The sequence below is a fragment of the uncultured Parabacteroides sp. genome (assembly GCF_902493135.1).
Classification (GTDB): Bacteria; Bacteroidota; Bacteroidia; order Bacteroidales; family Tannerellaceae; genus Parabacteroides.
On the sequence record NZ_CABUOD010000003.1, the window covers coordinates 128,829 to 143,986 of the forward strand.

The 15,158-nt window shown below is 38.2% G+C and carries 22 protein-coding genes and 3 tRNA genes; all 25 read right to left on the reverse strand.

The window, feature by feature from the left end; genetic code table 11:
* Positions 1 to 5: 5 nt before the first annotated feature.
* Positions 6 to 1,412 (reverse strand): phage portal protein, encoded by a 1,407-nt coding sequence (locus RDN79_RS02350; RefSeq protein ID WP_298546662.1) that lies wholly within the window; start codon positions 1,410 to 1,412, stop codon positions 6 to 8.
* A gap of 88 nt (positions 1,413 to 1,500) precedes the next feature.
* Positions 1,501 to 1,815 carry a hypothetical protein gene (locus RDN79_RS02355; protein WP_298546664.1) on the reverse strand — a complete coding sequence of 105 codons (315 nt, stop codon included), beginning with the start codon at positions 1,813 to 1,815 and terminating at the stop codon, positions 1,501 to 1,503.
* A gap of 26 nt (positions 1,816 to 1,841) precedes the next feature.
* Positions 1,842 to 3,380 carry a hypothetical protein gene (locus RDN79_RS02360; RefSeq protein WP_298546666.1) on the reverse strand — a complete coding sequence of 513 codons (1,539 nt, stop codon included), beginning with the start codon at positions 3,378 to 3,380 and terminating at the stop codon, positions 1,842 to 1,844.
* A 16-nt stretch (positions 3,381 to 3,396) separates the two neighbouring features.
* A complete protein-coding gene (locus RDN79_RS02365) occupies positions 3,397 to 3,744 on the reverse strand; it encodes a hypothetical protein (RefSeq protein ID WP_298546668.1) in 348 nt (115 codons plus the stop codon).
* A gap of 3 nt (positions 3,745 to 3,747) precedes the next feature.
* Positions 3,748 to 4,575 (reverse strand): radical SAM protein, encoded by an 828-nt coding sequence (locus RDN79_RS02370; protein WP_298546670.1) that lies wholly within the window; start codon positions 4,573 to 4,575, stop codon positions 3,748 to 3,750.
* A gap of 17 nt (positions 4,576 to 4,592) precedes the next feature.
* A complete protein-coding gene (locus RDN79_RS02375; protein WP_308572827.1) occupies positions 4,593 to 5,606 on the reverse strand; it encodes a hypothetical protein in 1,014 nt (337 codons plus the stop codon).
* An 11-nt stretch (positions 5,607 to 5,617) separates the two neighbouring features.
* A complete protein-coding gene (locus tag RDN79_RS02380; protein WP_298546674.1) occupies positions 5,618 to 5,806 on the reverse strand; it encodes a hypothetical protein in 189 nt (62 codons plus the stop codon).
* Between the two features lie 134 nt (positions 5,807 to 5,940).
* A complete protein-coding gene (locus tag RDN79_RS02385; RefSeq protein WP_298546676.1) occupies positions 5,941 to 7,077 on the reverse strand; it encodes a hypothetical protein in 1,137 nt (378 codons plus the stop codon).
* A complete protein-coding gene (locus RDN79_RS02390; RefSeq protein WP_298546678.1) occupies positions 7,028 to 7,723 on the reverse strand; it encodes a hypothetical protein in 696 nt (231 codons plus the stop codon). Before RDN79_RS02390 ends, RDN79_RS02385 begins: the two co-directional genes overlap by 50 nt.
* A gap of 37 nt (positions 7,724 to 7,760) precedes the next feature.
* Positions 7,761 to 8,792: an ATP-grasp domain-containing protein gene (locus RDN79_RS02395; RefSeq protein ID WP_298546680.1), complete on the reverse strand. Its 1,032-nt coding sequence runs from the start codon at positions 8,790 to 8,792 to the stop codon at positions 7,761 to 7,763.
* Entirely contained in the window at positions 8,789 to 9,397 is a 609-nt protein-coding gene (locus RDN79_RS02400) for a hypothetical protein (protein ID WP_298546682.1), read from the reverse strand. The genes RDN79_RS02395 and RDN79_RS02400 overlap by 4 nt, the downstream gene beginning before the upstream one ends.
* Positions 9,382 to 9,882, reverse strand: a complete 501-nt coding sequence (locus RDN79_RS02405) for a GNAT family N-acetyltransferase (RefSeq protein ID WP_298546684.1) — start codon at positions 9,880 to 9,882, stop codon at positions 9,382 to 9,384. The genes RDN79_RS02400 and RDN79_RS02405 overlap by 16 nt, the downstream gene beginning before the upstream one ends.
* Entirely contained in the window at positions 9,873 to 10,973 is a 1,101-nt protein-coding gene (glf, locus tag RDN79_RS02410; protein WP_298546685.1) for a UDP-galactopyranose mutase, read from the reverse strand. The genes RDN79_RS02405 and glf overlap by 10 nt, the downstream gene beginning before the upstream one ends.
* A gap of 222 nt (positions 10,974 to 11,195) precedes the next feature.
* Positions 11,196 to 11,277 (reverse strand) — tRNA-OTHER (locus RDN79_RS02415).
* A 298-nt stretch (positions 11,278 to 11,575) separates the two neighbouring features.
* Positions 11,576 to 11,680: transfer RNA gene (locus tag RDN79_RS02420), tRNA-OTHER, on the reverse strand.
* A 393-nt stretch (positions 11,681 to 12,073) separates the two neighbouring features.
* A tRNA-Ser gene (locus RDN79_RS02425) sits at positions 12,074 to 12,158 on the reverse strand.
* Positions 12,159 to 12,292: 134 nt separating this feature from the next.
* Complete coding sequence (locus RDN79_RS02430) at positions 12,293 to 12,943, reverse strand: DUF3560 domain-containing protein (RefSeq protein ID WP_298546687.1); 651 nt, start codon at positions 12,941 to 12,943, stop codon at positions 12,293 to 12,295.
* Between the two features lie 11 nt (positions 12,944 to 12,954).
* Complete coding sequence (locus RDN79_RS02435; protein ID WP_298546689.1) at positions 12,955 to 13,239, reverse strand: hypothetical protein; 285 nt, start codon at positions 13,237 to 13,239, stop codon at positions 12,955 to 12,957.
* A 114-nt stretch (positions 13,240 to 13,353) separates the two neighbouring features.
* Positions 13,354 to 13,584 carry a hypothetical protein gene (locus RDN79_RS02440; protein ID WP_298546691.1) on the reverse strand — a complete coding sequence of 77 codons (231 nt, stop codon included), beginning with the start codon at positions 13,582 to 13,584 and terminating at the stop codon, positions 13,354 to 13,356.
* A 5-nt stretch (positions 13,585 to 13,589) separates the two neighbouring features.
* Entirely contained in the window at positions 13,590 to 13,889 is a 300-nt protein-coding gene (locus tag RDN79_RS02445; protein ID WP_298546693.1) for a hypothetical protein, read from the reverse strand.
* Between the two features lie 2 nt (positions 13,890 to 13,891).
* Positions 13,892 to 14,104: a DUF3873 family protein gene (locus RDN79_RS02450; RefSeq protein WP_298546695.1), complete on the reverse strand. Its 213-nt coding sequence runs from the start codon at positions 14,102 to 14,104 to the stop codon at positions 13,892 to 13,894.
* Positions 14,105 to 14,106: 2 nt separating this feature from the next.
* The gene (locus RDN79_RS02455) at positions 14,107 to 14,484 is read right to left on the reverse strand and encodes a hypothetical protein (RefSeq protein ID WP_298546698.1); all 378 of its coding nucleotides are present in this window, start codon (positions 14,482 to 14,484) and stop codon (positions 14,107 to 14,109) included.
* A gap of 24 nt (positions 14,485 to 14,508) precedes the next feature.
* Positions 14,509 to 14,751 (reverse strand): hypothetical protein, encoded by a 243-nt coding sequence (locus RDN79_RS02460; RefSeq protein WP_298546700.1) that lies wholly within the window; start codon positions 14,749 to 14,751, stop codon positions 14,509 to 14,511.
* 2 nt (positions 14,752 to 14,753) lie between these two features.
* A complete protein-coding gene (locus RDN79_RS02465) occupies positions 14,754 to 14,948 on the reverse strand; it encodes a hypothetical protein (RefSeq protein WP_298546702.1) in 195 nt (64 codons plus the stop codon).
* 10 nt (positions 14,949 to 14,958) lie between these two features.
* Positions 14,959 to 15,156 carry a hypothetical protein gene (locus tag RDN79_RS02470; protein ID WP_298546704.1) on the reverse strand — a complete coding sequence of 66 codons (198 nt, stop codon included), beginning with the start codon at positions 15,154 to 15,156 and terminating at the stop codon, positions 14,959 to 14,961.
* Between the last annotated feature and the right edge of the window lie 2 nt (positions 15,157 to 15,158).

Consider the following 15,158-nt stretch of genomic DNA (forward strand, 5'->3'; position numbering starts at 1 on the left):
TATGGTTATTCAGCACCTTCAAACAAGCTATTCATTCTAGCTTGCCGCGATGCTTGTTCTTCTTTTTGTATCTGTTTAAGAGTTGCTTCCGCATCTTTGGCACCAGCTTCTTTAATCGTTTCAAGCTGGCTCTTAATGGCCTTACCACCATTCTGTTTGATAAGCCTATCAGTCATAGCAGTTTCATCATTCTGAATGAATGGAGTTATGACATGCTCAACTTCAACATTATCAATTTCATCTTTCCAATCGGTATTCATGAATTTCAAGAACTCTTTTATCACACTACATTCACGCTCAAAGAACTCAATCCATGCGCCAGATTCATCACCAATCTTCAAATGGGCATCAGACAGCATCATCTGCCTTGCATCAAAGCCGATGTTGCCAAGAGCTTTCATGTTCTCAAATGAAAGGTCAGGCATCTGCCCTTGCATAAAGAATAGTTTAAGCAGAGTTTCCACATGATACTTTAAGGCTTCTATGGCTTGCGACCATGAAACATAAGAAACATCACCTCCATTCTTTAAGCGAAATAATCTACGAGATTCTCCTTTATCTTCATCGCCAACCAATTCACCTGTTACTTTAAGTACAGGTGCAGAGTTATAAGCAATAACATCAGAGTTGCGAGACAGGGTGTATTCAACTTCTTCACGGATATGCGATAGCCCATGATATATAGGTTCATGACGGTAAGCATAAGCACCGGGTATCTTCCCAAGAAAAAGAGTGATTTTTTCCGGTTCGATAATAGATTCCCAGTCGCCATCTTGCTGTTTCCATTTGAAGTGTTTATCGGAAGTGTAGGTTTCAAAGAACGTTACTTCTTTATCTTTGATTTTCTTTTTGTATTCAAAGGACATTGCAAGCATATCATCCATTTCATCAAACAGAGGATATAACTTCACCCCATCCATTGGTGAATAAGTCTTGCATTTCAGCTTGTACTTACTTTTGAATCCGTATAGACTGTTAGGCTTTTCAACTGCATACCAGATAGTGAATATTTCACAAGAGGCAAAATAAGCGTTGCCGCGTTTAATGTTTTCAGAATCAATCCGGGCATACTTATAAATGGCTTCAATGGCTTTGGCTATCTGCTGGCGTTTTTCATTATCATCTGTATTATGATACACACGTCTTACGGGGATAGCAAACGCAAATTCGGTTGTACGCTTGGTGAGAAGTTTTTCAAGTCCAATGTAGATGCGTGAAGCCCTTTCAATTGTTCCGTCAGAACGAACCTTATCTTTTCGGGTTTCTTTATCATCTACAATCTTATGCTTGGTAGGCTCATAATCTTTTAGTAGTTTGCTCCATTCGGGAACATCTACAGACTTATTCTTTAAATCACTGATAACATCAGTGACAGGTCTTGAACTATCAAGAATAGCGGTGATTTCGTCCATTGTTATTCAGTTGTACGGCATAGCTTCATACCGTGTAATATACTTAATGCAAAGATAAGTATTTATTTGAAAAACAAATAAATTATTGCTATTTAAGTGGAATATTACACAAAACCTCCTGCGCGCATTCTCCTTTCAGATAATCCACAGCAATGGCAGCAATAGATTTGGACTGCATGGTTTTTAATTCATCATATCTATCAAAAGTAACATCGTTGCCTTTGAGTATTTCCAATGCTTTAGCATATCCTTCCTTTACAGAAGCATTCACGAACTTGTTAATCTTCTTTTCCTGCAATCTCGCTTCTATCTTCTTGATAGTATCAGCAATATGTTCTTGTGATGGAATGGGCAACTTCTGACCTAAGAATATTGCAATACGGTTTAAATCTTGTTGTTTCATTTTTCTTATTTTATAATCCTACAAATTTATAACATATTTCTCATAATCTCTTCATCGCTTACAGCCAAATAATCCCACGGATAGAAAGTATTTGCGAGCGCATCGAACCAGTCTGGAGAACGTTTGATACGCTTCTTAATTTCTTCTTTTGGTTCTATGATGATATTGCCATTACTCATAAATTTCCAGTGTGTTTCGGTAGCCTCTTCCATCAGCTTATCACAGGGTGGGAGAGCAGCCCCAAAACCATTCTTGGGATTTAACCAATCGCGTACAGCCCAAAACAAATAGGCTCTCATGTTGGCAAAGGTATATTCGCCTGTTATGTCATGCAAGCCATGTGCACTTTCCGAAAACTTGCAAGAAAAAGCATTATTATACCCAAGTTCCTGCAAACGAGAGAATACACCTGCGCCTTCACCAATAGTATCTATGAATGCTTTAGTGCTTTTTTTGTCAAGATACTTGGTAGTCATTCCTGCAACGTGCATGTGGTCGGCTGTACCTGCGGATTGGTGCGCTTCAAAATTTGGAACATAGTTTCCATATCGAGGGCAGAGTACACTATCATCACGCCCCATACCGGCAACATCGACACCAAGCTTGCAACTTTTTTTAGGTGAAAAGTCTTCTTCTTGCAAACGCCTCCAATTTTCATTAGCTATCTCAATCCATTCATACGGAATAAGAACATCTTCGGAAACTTTAGGAAACATTCCGAGAACCTTTACGCGGAATAGGTCATTGGGGCGAAATAGTCGCTTCACGAATACTCCATTTTCCTCAATCTCAAATGTGAAATCACCTTCTCCTTCATTAAAATCCTCCTTTTTGATTGGCGTACACCAGTTATCAACCTTGTCTTTTACCCATTCATAATCCACTTGACCGGGAATAACAACTTTTTTCTTTACTACATTTTCTGCGTTGAGAGAGTTCAATCGGAATTTAGCGAAACGGTCAGATTTCATTGCTTTAGCGGCATACCCGGTTGTAATATTGGGATTGAATACGATAAGCAGACGAGAGTTACCTTGCAAGTTACCTTCAATAGCGTTATAGATAATTTCAGAAACACCAGACGCTTCTGTTACGGCAAACATTGTGTTTACGGCATGGAAACCAGACCATGCTTCGGTTGCTCTGTCGTCAGCTTTGAAGCCGGTTAGGAAATATTCTTCATAATTGGTACGGATGTCATTCCCGACAAGTCGGCCGGGTAAACATCCTGCGTTACGAAGAAGCCTGCGAACTTCTGGAACCATGATATTACCAACTTGGCGACCGGTCGGTGCAGTCATGGCGACTTTGGTATTCTTAATAAGTCGTCCGGCTTTATCAAAACGAGGGGTTAAATAGAAGAAGCACAGACAAGCTACAGCTGAAATATAGTCCTTACCACGTGCTGTTCCTGAGGCTACTGCAGTCATAGGATTGAACTGAACAGACCTAAGTATAGCCTTCTGTTCTTCATCCAATCTTGCTTTGAGTACCTCCTTAGCGAACAAGCACCAATCATCTCTCCAAAGCTTCATTCTATTTACAGCCTTCTTATGATTATCCATTATCAATATAGCACTACTATTCTTCCGGTTCGTCAGGCAACTCTTTCATCAATTGCTCGAAAGGATTAACATTAACATCCTGCTCGACACGTTCAACATAGCCACGCTTCTTACCTTTGGTTTTGAGGTAGAAAATAATCGCTGTCAAATCATCATCGTTAATGGCATTCAGTAGCTTGGATTCAACACGGTCAATAATACTTTCATTTATCTCTTCAACTATTTCTTTAAACTTAGCGTCATTATCAATCCACTTGTAATAGCAAGCTCGACTGATTCCAGTCATATCACAAGCGTATGATATAATGCCTTGTCCTTCTTTTAGGTGTTTCAAGAATAATTCTTGCCTTTCCTTCTTTCCCATAATCTACCCATTAAATATATTGTAATTTCTATCAACGGTTGCTGCGCTTATTATATCACGTCCAAGATGTTTTTTTATACAGTCTTTCCAATAAACTTTTGCTCCGTGAGCAGATGTTAAGTAACATACCCTACCAACGAACATGCGTAGTTCCTCCTTATCTGGTAGCTTGCCGCCACTCATAAGTCCTATCTTGTATAAGTCACAGAATCCAAGCGTTTGTTCAATACAAGATAGTGATGCTTTCAAATCAACAATAGGTTCTATGCTTGCCCAAGTCTTAAAACCTGCTTCGTGTAGCTTTTTCATTGTCTCTATGCGTTCTGCATTCGTAGAAGCGAATTTTTCAAGTTCATCATGACCGGTAAGCGTAAAGCCGAAAGCAATATAAGTCTTCATTACTGTAGATAAAGACCAATGGATAGCAGACCATTTGCCATCCAGCTTGTTTAGGAAATCAGCACGCTTGGTTAATATTTTCACAGGAACAAAATTGTCTATGCAAATAGATATTGCCTTGCGTGTAAGCTCTATTGTTTCAGGCAACATTGGGTCACTTGTAAAGGTGAAGAACAAACCATATTCTTGTAAATCCGGCAAGTTTTGCATAAGTTCCTTCTCAAATACTTCAATAGCATGTCTTTCATCTTTGAAACATTTCTTTAGTTTTGGTGCATTACTCCAAACGTGGGATATAATGCCTTTTTTGCAATAACAATAATCGCAATCGTTAGAACATCCTGTATAGAAATTACATGCCCAGTAACTATACTCACCAGCTTTGCCGGAAGGGTTATATATAGCTTTTCCGTTAAATCGTTTTTTGCTCATTTTTACTAAATTATTTGTTAATCAAATAAACTCTGCTGTACGCATCCATCTACTATTTCTTTCATTCGGTTTTCATCCGGGCGTGGAGTGATATTACTCTTATCGTAGAATCCATTCTTTTCCAAATAGAAATATCTATCCCAGCTACATTTATCATATTCACCTTCTTTATAAGGAGTTAAAGCAGACTGTTCGGCAGTGATAAATTCTCTTTTAGTTTTCCCCATCTGTTTACCTCTATGAGTATGGCAGTCAAACACGTAATCTGGTATTGTCATGTGCCGATTATCGTAATCTTTCAGATGTACGATAGGATAAGCGAAATCATTTACATAGAAACTAAAACATCCATACCTTACAACTTTCAGAAGAACAGTAACAGCTTTAGCTACAAAGATTGATGATTTTGGAGAAGTAGTAGGCTGCATATCATCAGCCTTCTTTAATGCGACAATCTCGTTCGTTACGGATTGATAATTAAGATTGCTGGCAATGGAAACAATACGTTTCCAAAGGAACTCTCGGTATCTAACCATTAGTTCATTAGCCAAGTAACCGGCTCCAACATCATCTTTAGCGGTTATAGCACGCGCCAATAGTCCAGCAACCAAAAACATATCATGCCCATTCTTGGTATAGCATCCGGCATTACTTCCAACATATTCATCCTTTGGAAATTCTATTCTATCTCTTGAATTAAGCAGATTGCAAGCAAAGTAATCTGCATCACGATTCTTTCTTGTAGCAAGAAGAATACCAACAGCCTTTTCTATGAATAGAGGTGATTTACTATGCCAGCTTTGTGCATCATCAGCTTGTTTGAGTGCTACAATCTTATTCGTTACAAGGTCGTAGCAATCCTCTGCAGAAACACAGAGTAATCGCTTCCATAGGTAGTTTCTAAATCGTGGAGCCAATTCATTGGCGGCATAGCAGGCGTAATCTTTGTTACTCCTGCGAATTGCCTTTTGAATGAGGGATGAAACCTCAAACATATTATGACCGTTCTTTGTATATAGTGAATTTGTCATATTTCAATCTATCATGCGATTTCAAATCTTGAATTTGGATTCAATTTAATTAATCTTGCTATCACTTCCTCTGCCGTTTTTTCAGCTCCAAAAAACTGATGAAATATAGGGCGAGCAGATTTCGTTCCATCTTTCTTTATTCTGTAAATAAATGCACCTTTTGACAAACCTTTTGAATTAATGCACTTTGTTGCTTTCATTGCTTTATCTCCTATTTTTAAGTTATACTTTGTTTTTCTTTTATATAGCTAAGATACTGATTTATAGCGAGATATGCAAATTCTTAAAACTGTTTATTCTTTGATTATCAGTAAGTTAAACAAGGTTTAACGGCTTATATTTCATCATCACAAACACATCTTGGTTTTGGCGTTATGAAATCATTAGCAACATTACATCCATAAGCCCCGACATTGGAAATAAGAATCTTATCACCAACATTAGCCAGACCGGAATAATCACGATGGATAATATCATTCTCTATGCAGGTACATCCGTAAATGGTAGCATGTTCAACATAATCACTATCATTGGAAAGTACCTTGCAAGGAGGATTTTTCGTATGACAGACAAAGCCTACATCATCACGTTTACAATCCACAACAAGCATTGTTTTTCCTTTGATAACTTTCTTGCCGATAATAGTTGCAAGTAGAGACATGGAAGTGGAAACTATCGGCGTTCCGTTCTCTGTGATAAGCTGCACTTCTCCATTAGAAAACTCTCTTGCAAACACTTCACCAATAACTTTGGCATACTCTTCATACGATGGTACATATTCTCCATATTGAGATTTTAAACTGTCATCCATTCGACCGAACATGTTACCGCCAATATCAACTATATTGGCTCCAAGTTCTTTTGCATATTTAGCCATCATTTCAGCGCGTTTCTTGAAATACGAAAGTCCGCGAGCGTAGGAGATATGACAATGAACACACTTTATTTTTATCAGCCCTCTTCGCTGCAATTCTATGATTTCTTGATAACCTTTACTTTCGACATCAATTCCAAATCTCGAAACTATTCCGTTACCAATATCAAAGTTTAAACGAACTCCAATTGCAAGCAGCGCAGTAGATATTCCGATAAGTGAACCAAGTTCACCAACATTATCAACATTCACTATTCCACCATGATTAGCACAGCGTATCTTATCGTCCAAATCAGGGATAACTCCGTTATAGATAATCTGGCTATAATCAAATCCATAGTTCCGTGCAAGCTGATACTCTTTGGGAGATACGACCTCAGCATATCCACCAACTTCTTTTACCACATTGATGAACTCTTCGCAGTAATTCGTTTTGAAACTGTACCCAATATTGTAGTTTGGATAGTATTTTCTGAAAGCAGCTATAAAATCGGTGATATTCCGTTTGAAGTCGCTTTTGTCTGCTATGTATAGAGGTGTTTTCAAATCACCGCTTGACATTAATCTTTGCTGTATTTTTTCTAAAGTCGAAATCATAATACTTTCCCCATTTATTTTTCATTGCACATCTATATTCGTAGTTTCTCTTGGAATCAATAGTTACACCTCCTTCGTTACTCCCCATAGCGATTACGCCATAACTATGGAAATACTTAGGCAGTAGAATAACCCTATTCATAAGCAACTCCTGTAGCATCATATCAACATCGGATATTGCCGAATCTTTCAAATCATATTTGGCTTTCAAGGCTTTCTTGTTAATCCACCGTACATGACCGGGCATTCCTTTGAAACAAAACTCTTTGTCATACACATATAATGCCATTTGCGGATTGTCAAAAGCAAGTCCAAGATTCAAATCGTAAAGCTGCTGACCGATGCGGAGTATTTCATCACAAGTGCGTTCTTTCCAATCCTGATAATTCTCGGCCGTTATTGCCTTATAATCATTCAGCCGGTAGCAAAAATGCTTAATATCATCATCAGCGACAAATATCACATCTTCCGGTGTATTTTCAATAATCCAATATAGCGTTGACATGAAACTATGTACCCTTCCGCCACATTCAAGCGTAGCATCTTTAGGAATGACAAGCATATCATCTATACCGGCATTCCTATAAGCATCGGCTTCCTCTTCTCTAACAACATAAGTACAGTATTCCAAGCAGTTCTTAGTCATTATCTTGTGAGGTCGCTGGTACGACATAACGTATATGTTAAACGTAATATCGGGTGTCATAGAACTTCTTCATTTTTAGTCCATAGTTCAATTTGCATTTAGAGGTAACATCATATCCGAGTAGTTGTTTGCAGCGTAAATAAACCATGTTACAACCGGCATGACGAACAAACGGAAGTGAGGCATTAATACGTGGATTGATTTCAAGCAACACAACTTTGCCATCTTTCTTTAGAATGAAGTCAAAAGCCGCATTACCATCAAGTCCAAGCTCAGCTACAATATTTTTCACAATATCATAAGCCATATCATTAGGCTTGATTTCTCCGCACATGATAGAGCCGAAAGCCATCATATAGCCGACATATCCGCAGATGTGAGTAACCACTCCGTTTGTAGCGAGCACACTAACAGTATAATCAAGCCCTTCAATTCTTTGCTGAAGAATAACCTTGTTCTTTCCATTGCCTACAATAGATTTCAAGTCATGCAAGGATATGTATCTGTTTTCTCCAAATTTGTTAAACAGAGAGGTATCATTGCTTTTTTTATCGTCAACAACAGCAAAGCCTTTGCCGCCACAGAGGTTATCCACTTTGCAACAGATAGAACCATTCTTATACTTAAACATGGAGGCAAAAGCATCTACGTCGGAAACTCCATTAGGTATAATTTGCTTCGGCATCAAATCAGCATAACAACCATAAAGAGCAATCTTATTGTTGGCAACCAGCAAGCTATCAATAGAGGAAACAGACACAAGAATGCCGTTCCGTTCAAACTCACCTTTAGCCAGAGCCATTATTTCCAACTCCAATGTAGCAGTTGGCATAATAATTGAAATGTCATACTCCTTACATAGAGATATGAGTGTTTCAATGTAATCAGGTGCAGTTACAGCCGGAACCACAAAATTACCATCCGACAATTCAGCTGGCGGCAGATTGGCTGCAACAGAGTTTGCAACATACACTTTTACTTCAACTCCATCTTCATTGTTTTTCAGACAATCTATAATTTCCTTTACGTGGATGGAGCAGCACGTAAGTAATACGTTGAAACTTTTCATATATTCTTTTCTTTTTTAGGTACAATCTGGGCTTTTATATCATCGTACCATACGGCACGTGCTTTAATTTTACGCTCTTTGGTGGCATTCTTGGCTACAAGAACTTTCTTATCATCAATTCCAAGAGCACGCGTTAAGTTTAGATGGTCTATCTCGTTACGACACACAACCAATACATAGTCATACTTCTCGTAACGGATAAGTTCCATGTCTTTAATCTTCGTTTCTTTGACATTGAGGTTTTCAAGGTCAAGGCTTAAATCAATTTTCAAGTCAGCAGTCCATTCAGCAAGTTTATCCATATCCCATTCTCCTGCATGGGTATTAGCTTTGATATTGATAGCCTTTAATTCAGATTCACTGTAACCGACAAGACGCTTGCATAACACTTGCGTGTCCGGGTTCTCCATGAGGATAGAAACACGTTGGTGCCCGGATATGATATTATTGTGTTCATCAATGACTATCACACCGAAATCGCCAAGATTATCAAGCGATTCTTTTAGTTTCTCCTTTGCCTTTTTCTTCAAAGGTTTACGAGGATTGCCAAACTCTGTTTTAAGTTCGGACACGGGCAATTCTATAACTTCTATTCTTTTATCCATTGCTCTCTTCTTATGGTTAATATATGAACGTTAGGTCTAACGAAGGAAGTGCCATTGTCATTAAATCCGAGTTTTAAAGCATTCTTCCATGCAGCAACATTGCCGGGATTGATATATTGATAAACACCTTTCATTTTAGCAATACGAAAAGCGTATTCAAGGATAAGGCGGTTGCATTCATAGCCTATACCTTTACCCCAGTACGATTTATTGAGAATATGGGTGTGGAGTTCGCCAAATCTGCATGCTGAATTATTTATTCTATCTATGAAAACATTGCCAATATAGATGTTATCAGCAAGGATAGCGAAGCGGAGACAACTGCTACTCTCTATCTGTTCTTGATAAAACGTAGTTTCGCTTTCCAGCGATAGCGGTAAATATGGACTTTCGCAGATAGCATATTTCCACACATCTTTATCCTTACGCATCTGCCAGCTATATTCAGCATCAGATGCTCTTTGAGGTCTTATCGTTACTTCCATAGCTTCAATACATTTTCAATTACATCATCCATATCGTAATATTTGTACTCAGCAAGTCGCCCGGAGAAGGTAACAAAGCTTTGCTTTTCAGCAAGCTCTTTATATTTGCGGTACACGACATTATTCTTATCATTATTAATTGGATAGTATGGCTCATTGTTGCCGGTATATTCGTCTGGGTATTCATATGTGATAACAGTGTGCATTTGGTTACCGAACTCAAAATGCTTGTGTTCTATTATCCGAGTATATGGGATATTGCCATCAGTGTAGTTCACAACTGCATTACCTTGAAAGTTGTCTGTATCACGAAATGTTTTATGCTCAAAGTGTAAACTTCTGTACTCTAATTTGCCATACATATACCCAAAGTATTCATCAATACATCCAGTGTAGAAAACTTTGCCTACAAACTGGTTTAATTCATTTCTGTTGGCTATGTAATCAACGCCTAAACGTACATCTATTCCATCAAGCAACAAGTTTATCAATCGGTTATAACCACCTATGGGTATTCCTTGATAACGGTCATTGAAATAGTTGTTGTCGAATTTAAATCTGAACGGAATGCGCCTAATGATTGAAGCAGGAAGTTCGGAGCATTTACGTCCCCATTGTTTTTCTGTATAACCTTTTATAAAGAGGTTGTATATATCATCACCACAAAGTTTCAATGTTTGTTCTTCGAGGTTTGCAGGAGAATCAATATAGGAATATTTTTCACGCTGACGGTCTAAATGTAGTTTGGCTTCTTGAGGAGTACTTACATGCCATAGCTGAAAGAACGTATTCATATTGAAAGGCAGATTATACAAATCGTCATTAATGCAAGCAAGAGGGGAATTTGTGAATCTATTAAACTCTACGAATGAATTTACATAATCCCATACTTCTTTATTGTCTGTATGAAAGATATGCGGTCCATATAGATGCACGTTAATGCCATCATCATTGTAGCAACGGGTATTTCCTCCGGTATGGGAACGCTTATCTATGACAAGACATTTATAGCCACGTTTCTTTGCCTCATGAGCGAATACAGAACCGCTAAGTCCTGCACCTACAACCAGATAATCATATTCTTTCGACATACTATTTGGGGTTATGTACAACTTCATACACTTTCTGCGTAAATGCCTGCCGGACATATTTCCGACAGGCTAAACACAAATTCAATCATCTGTAAGCTACTTACAAGAACACTTATACAATCTTTCGGCTTCTTTCAGTCGTGTCAGATGGCAATATCCATCAACCCGTAAATTGCATAAGCCTTTTTGTTCTTGCTTTCGCTTGACCACTACTAAGGTTTGTGGACGGTGCCGGAGTCGAACCGACCTCACGGATTATTGGTGCACCTCACCGCAGTTTCAGCCTACGAAAACATAACCGCCCATGTGCTGTTTTATTTATTGGGATATAAAAACAGCAAAAACTAACCACGCTCATTTCAATGTTTTTATTGAAGGAATCCGAAAATAGAGCGACAAACAACGTTCCCCATGTGGTGGTAGCAGGACTTGAACATGCACCTTCCGTCCAAGAAGTCTTATCGGAGTGAAGCTATCTCAATTAAGGATAATCCTATTTAACCGATTTATGAAGCGTCTACCAATTCCGCCATACCGCCAAAAGCACGTCTTTCCGTGCTGCCAACCTAAATTGCAGGCGTCACCTCATTTATTGGATTTCGTGGATAAGACGAGAATCGAACTCGTAACCTACTGTCGAACACCATCAGTCTTACGCTTTTACACTGCTTTAGCTTGCTGTCGCTCTTCCAATGAGCTACTTATCCTTTTGCTTGTCTTTCCAAGCTGCCAACATCATGAACCGCCATGTCATCACCGTCAACTGCCACATGATTTTGTGATAATCCACCTCGATTGATACCCTTTGGACTTATATGGGTTTTTACCATACTCTCTCAATCTACTACTTTCTGCCATATATTGGTTGCTCCCATTACAACCTCAAATTTCCGAAAGTGGTGCGTTCATTGATACAAGACTGTGGGAATGGATGGAATCGAACCATCAACCGGCTAATTCGCTCAATCCAACGAGCTACATTCCCAGATGCTTGTCTTTCCAAGCTGTCAGATTGTGTAGTACCAACTAAATGCAAGGAATCGAACCTTGTCGCTTACTTACCATAACCTCAATCAACGAGCCGATTTGAACGGCATTTGCGGAAGATAGATGATTCGAACATCTGAATCCTTTCGGATTGTCTGTTTAGCAAACAGGTGCAATAAACCACTCTGCCAATCTTCCATAAAGCTAATTGAAGGAAGGAGATTTGAACTCACAATTATCATTCCTTCAATTTCGCTATTTTCTCTTATTTCTGCCTCAAAAATACTATATTTTATTTGAATTTCAAATAAAATAGGGCAGAAATTGCTGTTTTAATGCAAATCGCCCCACAATCTTTTTGCAAGGTCATAGTTCTTTTGCGCTTCATTGACTGCTTTCTTCGCATAAGTCAAAGTGTAGGAGTGTTCACGAGGATATTTACCAGACTTAACACCTTCATGGTATTCCTTAGCCTGCTCTAACTTATGCTCGTAGTAGTCGATACTTTCCGGCATGGATAAATTGATAGTGTTGGCTCTTTCTTCCCAATATTTGGCAACCCTTTCGTGTTCGGCAGCCTTATCACTAAGTTCAACACTCTTACCCATATTGTTCCAAGCATCATCAATCGCTTTCCGGTGCCGCTTTTCGCTATGATGTCCTACTTTGATAGGCTCACCGAGAGAAAGGAAATCAGCATCTTTGTTGGACTTGTTATAATACTCAGTACTTTTACGTTCAGCAGAGGCAGCCCATCCAAGTCTTCGCTCAGCTCTTTGCTTTGCCCATTCTTGAACATTGAAGCCATCGACTCGGACTATCGAGTAATAGAAGAAGCCTTCTTTCTCAAAAACGAGGTTGAAAACAATTGATTCATTCTCTTTACCGTACTTGGTGGTGACATCTATAATTTCTCCTTTTTCGTGCTTTTCATCGCACTTTGCCAAAAATACATTTGGCGCAAACTTGTAATACGTGTTCATTGCTCTAATATTTATTCGTTATACGTCGCTGTTATTTCTTTAGCTTTGATTTCTTTGGTAAGTTTTCCATTTTTATAGAACCGTACAGCCATGAAGCGTACAGTACCAGACAGGAACCGACCACAGTCTTTAGTTAACTTAGCTTTCAGCTTGATTGCTTTAGCCAAACTCTTAGTACGTTTCTTGATTGTCTTTTTGAATCCAAAAACAAAATCTTCGGTATCAATCTCAAACTGGTAAGTATTAGAATGTAATACCTTGTTGAGTTCTGCTGTCATCTGCTCTATCTTACTCATTGCTCTATGGTTTAATTTGTTATCTTTTGATATATAAAGATAGTGATAATGTGTTGAATATCAATGTATTATATCTAATATATTCATTACCTAAACTATGTTTAACTATGTGATTTACAGATACTTTGAAACGAGAATAGACTTGCTTTTCTCTATCTCTTTGTTGGTATCAATACCAAGTCGTTGGTAGAATAAGGAATTACCGGATAAACTTTCGCAGGCAATCTGCAAAGTCCTGCGTTCCTCTTTAGTGAATCCAATACGAAAGGTACGGAAAATGGATAATGCTTCTTTTAAATTTCCAGCACGTAGTAAGAAAGTGGCTTTGCTTGTTTTGGTTTCCATTGTAGCTATCCTCTAATAATCACATATCTTCCGGCAGCAATTTCACTTCTATGCTCGATAGAATAGCCTTTGTCTATAAACGCTCTTATGACGTTATCATGCGCCAATTCAGAAATAGGGTGTCTATCCTTAGCATCACTTCCAGTATTTTTCGCCCAACTATGAGGCCAGTTATTTCCCCAGCCTACGCCATAGTGGAAGTAAACACATTCGCCTTTCTCTTTAAGTTCCGAGAGGATGAAAGATGCAAGTGAATCTTCCTCGGATTTTCTTCTGTTTGATTCTGGAATCTCTATTGTCAACATAACTATTTGATTTTATTGTTCAACCATTTATCACGCTTTTCTCTGCACGCCTCTAAGGTAGGCGCACAACAAGAAAACAGTTCACCACTTTCAGTACGGTAGTCGTACTGGTACATTCTCACTCTCTTTCTGCCTAACATGGTGTTGTAGGTAGTGTAATTCTCTTTACCGGGCTGGCATACACTACAACCTCTTTCGTCATTAATTGTATTCATAATCAATGTAATTTATGTTTATCATTTGGCATGGCTGTACAAAATCCAACGCCTTCTATTTCTCTGTAATCACCTTTAATCACGCGAAGCATTGCTTCTAAGATATAGCGATAAGTAGCGTAGTAGTTACTGAATCCAAATACAAGATACCTGTTACTATAATTTTTAGCAATATGATCATTATACAATTCGCCAATATAATATTTTCTACCATTAACAGATGCGTACTCTATTATTTGAGCACAATACTCAACGTTTTCATTCATAATAATAGCAGACCAATATCTATGACCATCGAAGCGGGGCGTAACAAATTTGCGACAAACAATTTTTATTTTTTGTTGGCATACGCTGCAACCATTTTTGTTTATTGAGTTCATAAGTTATATGATTTAATAATTTACTTATAAATGATATACCGATACTACGTGACTGCAAAAATCGCCATCACCATAAGCTATGATTTCGTATTTATCACCTTTCATATCGGCAACTATGTAATTCATATCCCTTTCGATTACTTCATAATCATCCGGTAAATGATTTTCTAAAAAATCATTCATTGAATCTGTTGTTGTGTAAAGTGGATATTCAGTTTGCCATCTGTAATATTGTAAACCGTCCAATATCATTTGTTCTGTAAGCATAATCATTCAGTTCTATAAGATTTACCACCAAATTTTTCATCGCCATATACCAATATGTGATAACTGATATAAGGCTTGTTCTCTTTATCATTATGCTCTTTGCATTTAACCCTTGCTTCTTCGATTGTATCACATTTACACATGGTGTATTCAGGATAACCATCGAAGTATCTTACAACTCTATATTCTTTGTTCATAATCCAATAATCAATGTTTCACATTCAATCTTTCTTCACTTGTATAAGCCACAACAAGCCCGGTTTCATCATGCTGTATTGTGATGTACTTCTCACCTCTTTCTATGGTGGTAAAATCGCACATACTACATAACTTACCCAATACCTTGCCCAGTTGTTTCATCAGTGGGGCTTCGGGGCTGATAATTAAAACTAAATCCGCTTTCATAA

Excerpts from the sequence above, each read along its gene's own strand:
- RDN79_RS02350 (WP_298546662.1), bottom strand. The coding sequence starts at position 1,412 with ATGGACGAAATCACCGCTATTCTTGATAGTTCAAGACCTGTCACTGAT.
- RDN79_RS02355 (WP_298546664.1), bottom strand. The coding sequence starts at position 1,815 with ATGAAACAACAAGATTTAAACCGTATTGCAATATTCTTAGGTCAGAAG.
- RDN79_RS02360 (WP_298546666.1), bottom strand. The coding sequence starts at position 3,380 with ATGGATAATCATAAGAAGGCTGTAAATAGAATGAAGCTTTGGAGAGAT.
- RDN79_RS02365 (WP_298546668.1), bottom strand. The coding sequence starts at position 3,744 with ATGGGAAAGAAGGAAAGGCAAGAATTATTCTTGAAACACCTAAAAGAA.
- RDN79_RS02370 (WP_298546670.1), bottom strand. The coding sequence starts at position 4,575 with ATGAGCAAAAAACGATTTAACGGAAAAGCTATATATAACCCTTCCGGC.
- RDN79_RS02375 (WP_308572827.1), bottom strand. The coding sequence starts at position 5,606 with ATGACAAATTCACTATATACAAAGAACGGTCATAATATGTTTGAGGTT.
- RDN79_RS02380 (WP_298546674.1), bottom strand. The coding sequence starts at position 5,806 with ATGAAAGCAACAAAGTGCATTAATTCAAAAGGTTTGTCAAAAGGTGCA.
- RDN79_RS02385 (WP_298546676.1), bottom strand. The coding sequence starts at position 7,077 with ATGATTTCGACTTTAGAAAAAATACAGCAAAGATTAATGTCAAGCGGT.
- RDN79_RS02390 (WP_298546678.1), bottom strand. The coding sequence starts at position 7,723 with ATGACTAAGAACTGCTTGGAATACTGTACTTATGTTGTTAGAGAAGAG.
- RDN79_RS02395 (WP_298546680.1), bottom strand. The coding sequence starts at position 8,792 with ATGAAAAGTTTCAACGTATTACTTACGTGCTGCTCCATCCACGTAAAG.
- RDN79_RS02400 (WP_298546682.1), bottom strand. The coding sequence starts at position 9,397 with ATGGATAAAAGAATAGAAGTTATAGAATTGCCCGTGTCCGAACTTAAA.
- RDN79_RS02405 (WP_298546684.1), bottom strand. The coding sequence starts at position 9,882 with ATGGAAGTAACGATAAGACCTCAAAGAGCATCTGATGCTGAATATAGC.
- glf (WP_298546685.1), bottom strand. The coding sequence starts at position 10,973 with ATGTCGAAAGAATATGATTATCTGGTTGTAGGTGCAGGACTTAGCGGT.
- RDN79_RS02430 (WP_298546687.1), bottom strand. The coding sequence starts at position 12,943 with ATGAACACGTATTACAAGTTTGCGCCAAATGTATTTTTGGCAAAGTGC.
- RDN79_RS02435 (WP_298546689.1), bottom strand. The coding sequence starts at position 13,239 with ATGAGTAAGATAGAGCAGATGACAGCAGAACTCAACAAGGTATTACAT.
- RDN79_RS02440 (WP_298546691.1), bottom strand. The coding sequence starts at position 13,584 with ATGGAAACCAAAACAAGCAAAGCCACTTTCTTACTACGTGCTGGAAAT.
- RDN79_RS02445 (WP_298546693.1), bottom strand. The coding sequence starts at position 13,889 with ATGTTGACAATAGAGATTCCAGAATCAAACAGAAGAAAATCCGAGGAA.
- RDN79_RS02450 (WP_298546695.1), bottom strand. The coding sequence starts at position 14,104 with ATGAATACAATTAATGACGAAAGAGGTTGTAGTGTATGCCAGCCCGGT.
- RDN79_RS02455 (WP_298546698.1), bottom strand. The coding sequence starts at position 14,484 with ATGAACTCAATAAACAAAAATGGTTGCAGCGTATGCCAACAAAAAATA.
- RDN79_RS02460 (WP_298546700.1), bottom strand. The coding sequence starts at position 14,751 with ATGCTTACAGAACAAATGATATTGGACGGTTTACAATATTACAGATGG.
- RDN79_RS02465 (WP_298546702.1), bottom strand. The coding sequence starts at position 14,948 with ATGAACAAAGAATATAGAGTTGTAAGATACTTCGATGGTTATCCTGAA.
- RDN79_RS02470 (WP_298546704.1), bottom strand. The coding sequence starts at position 15,156 with ATGAAAGCGGATTTAGTTTTAATTATCAGCCCCGAAGCCCCACTGATG.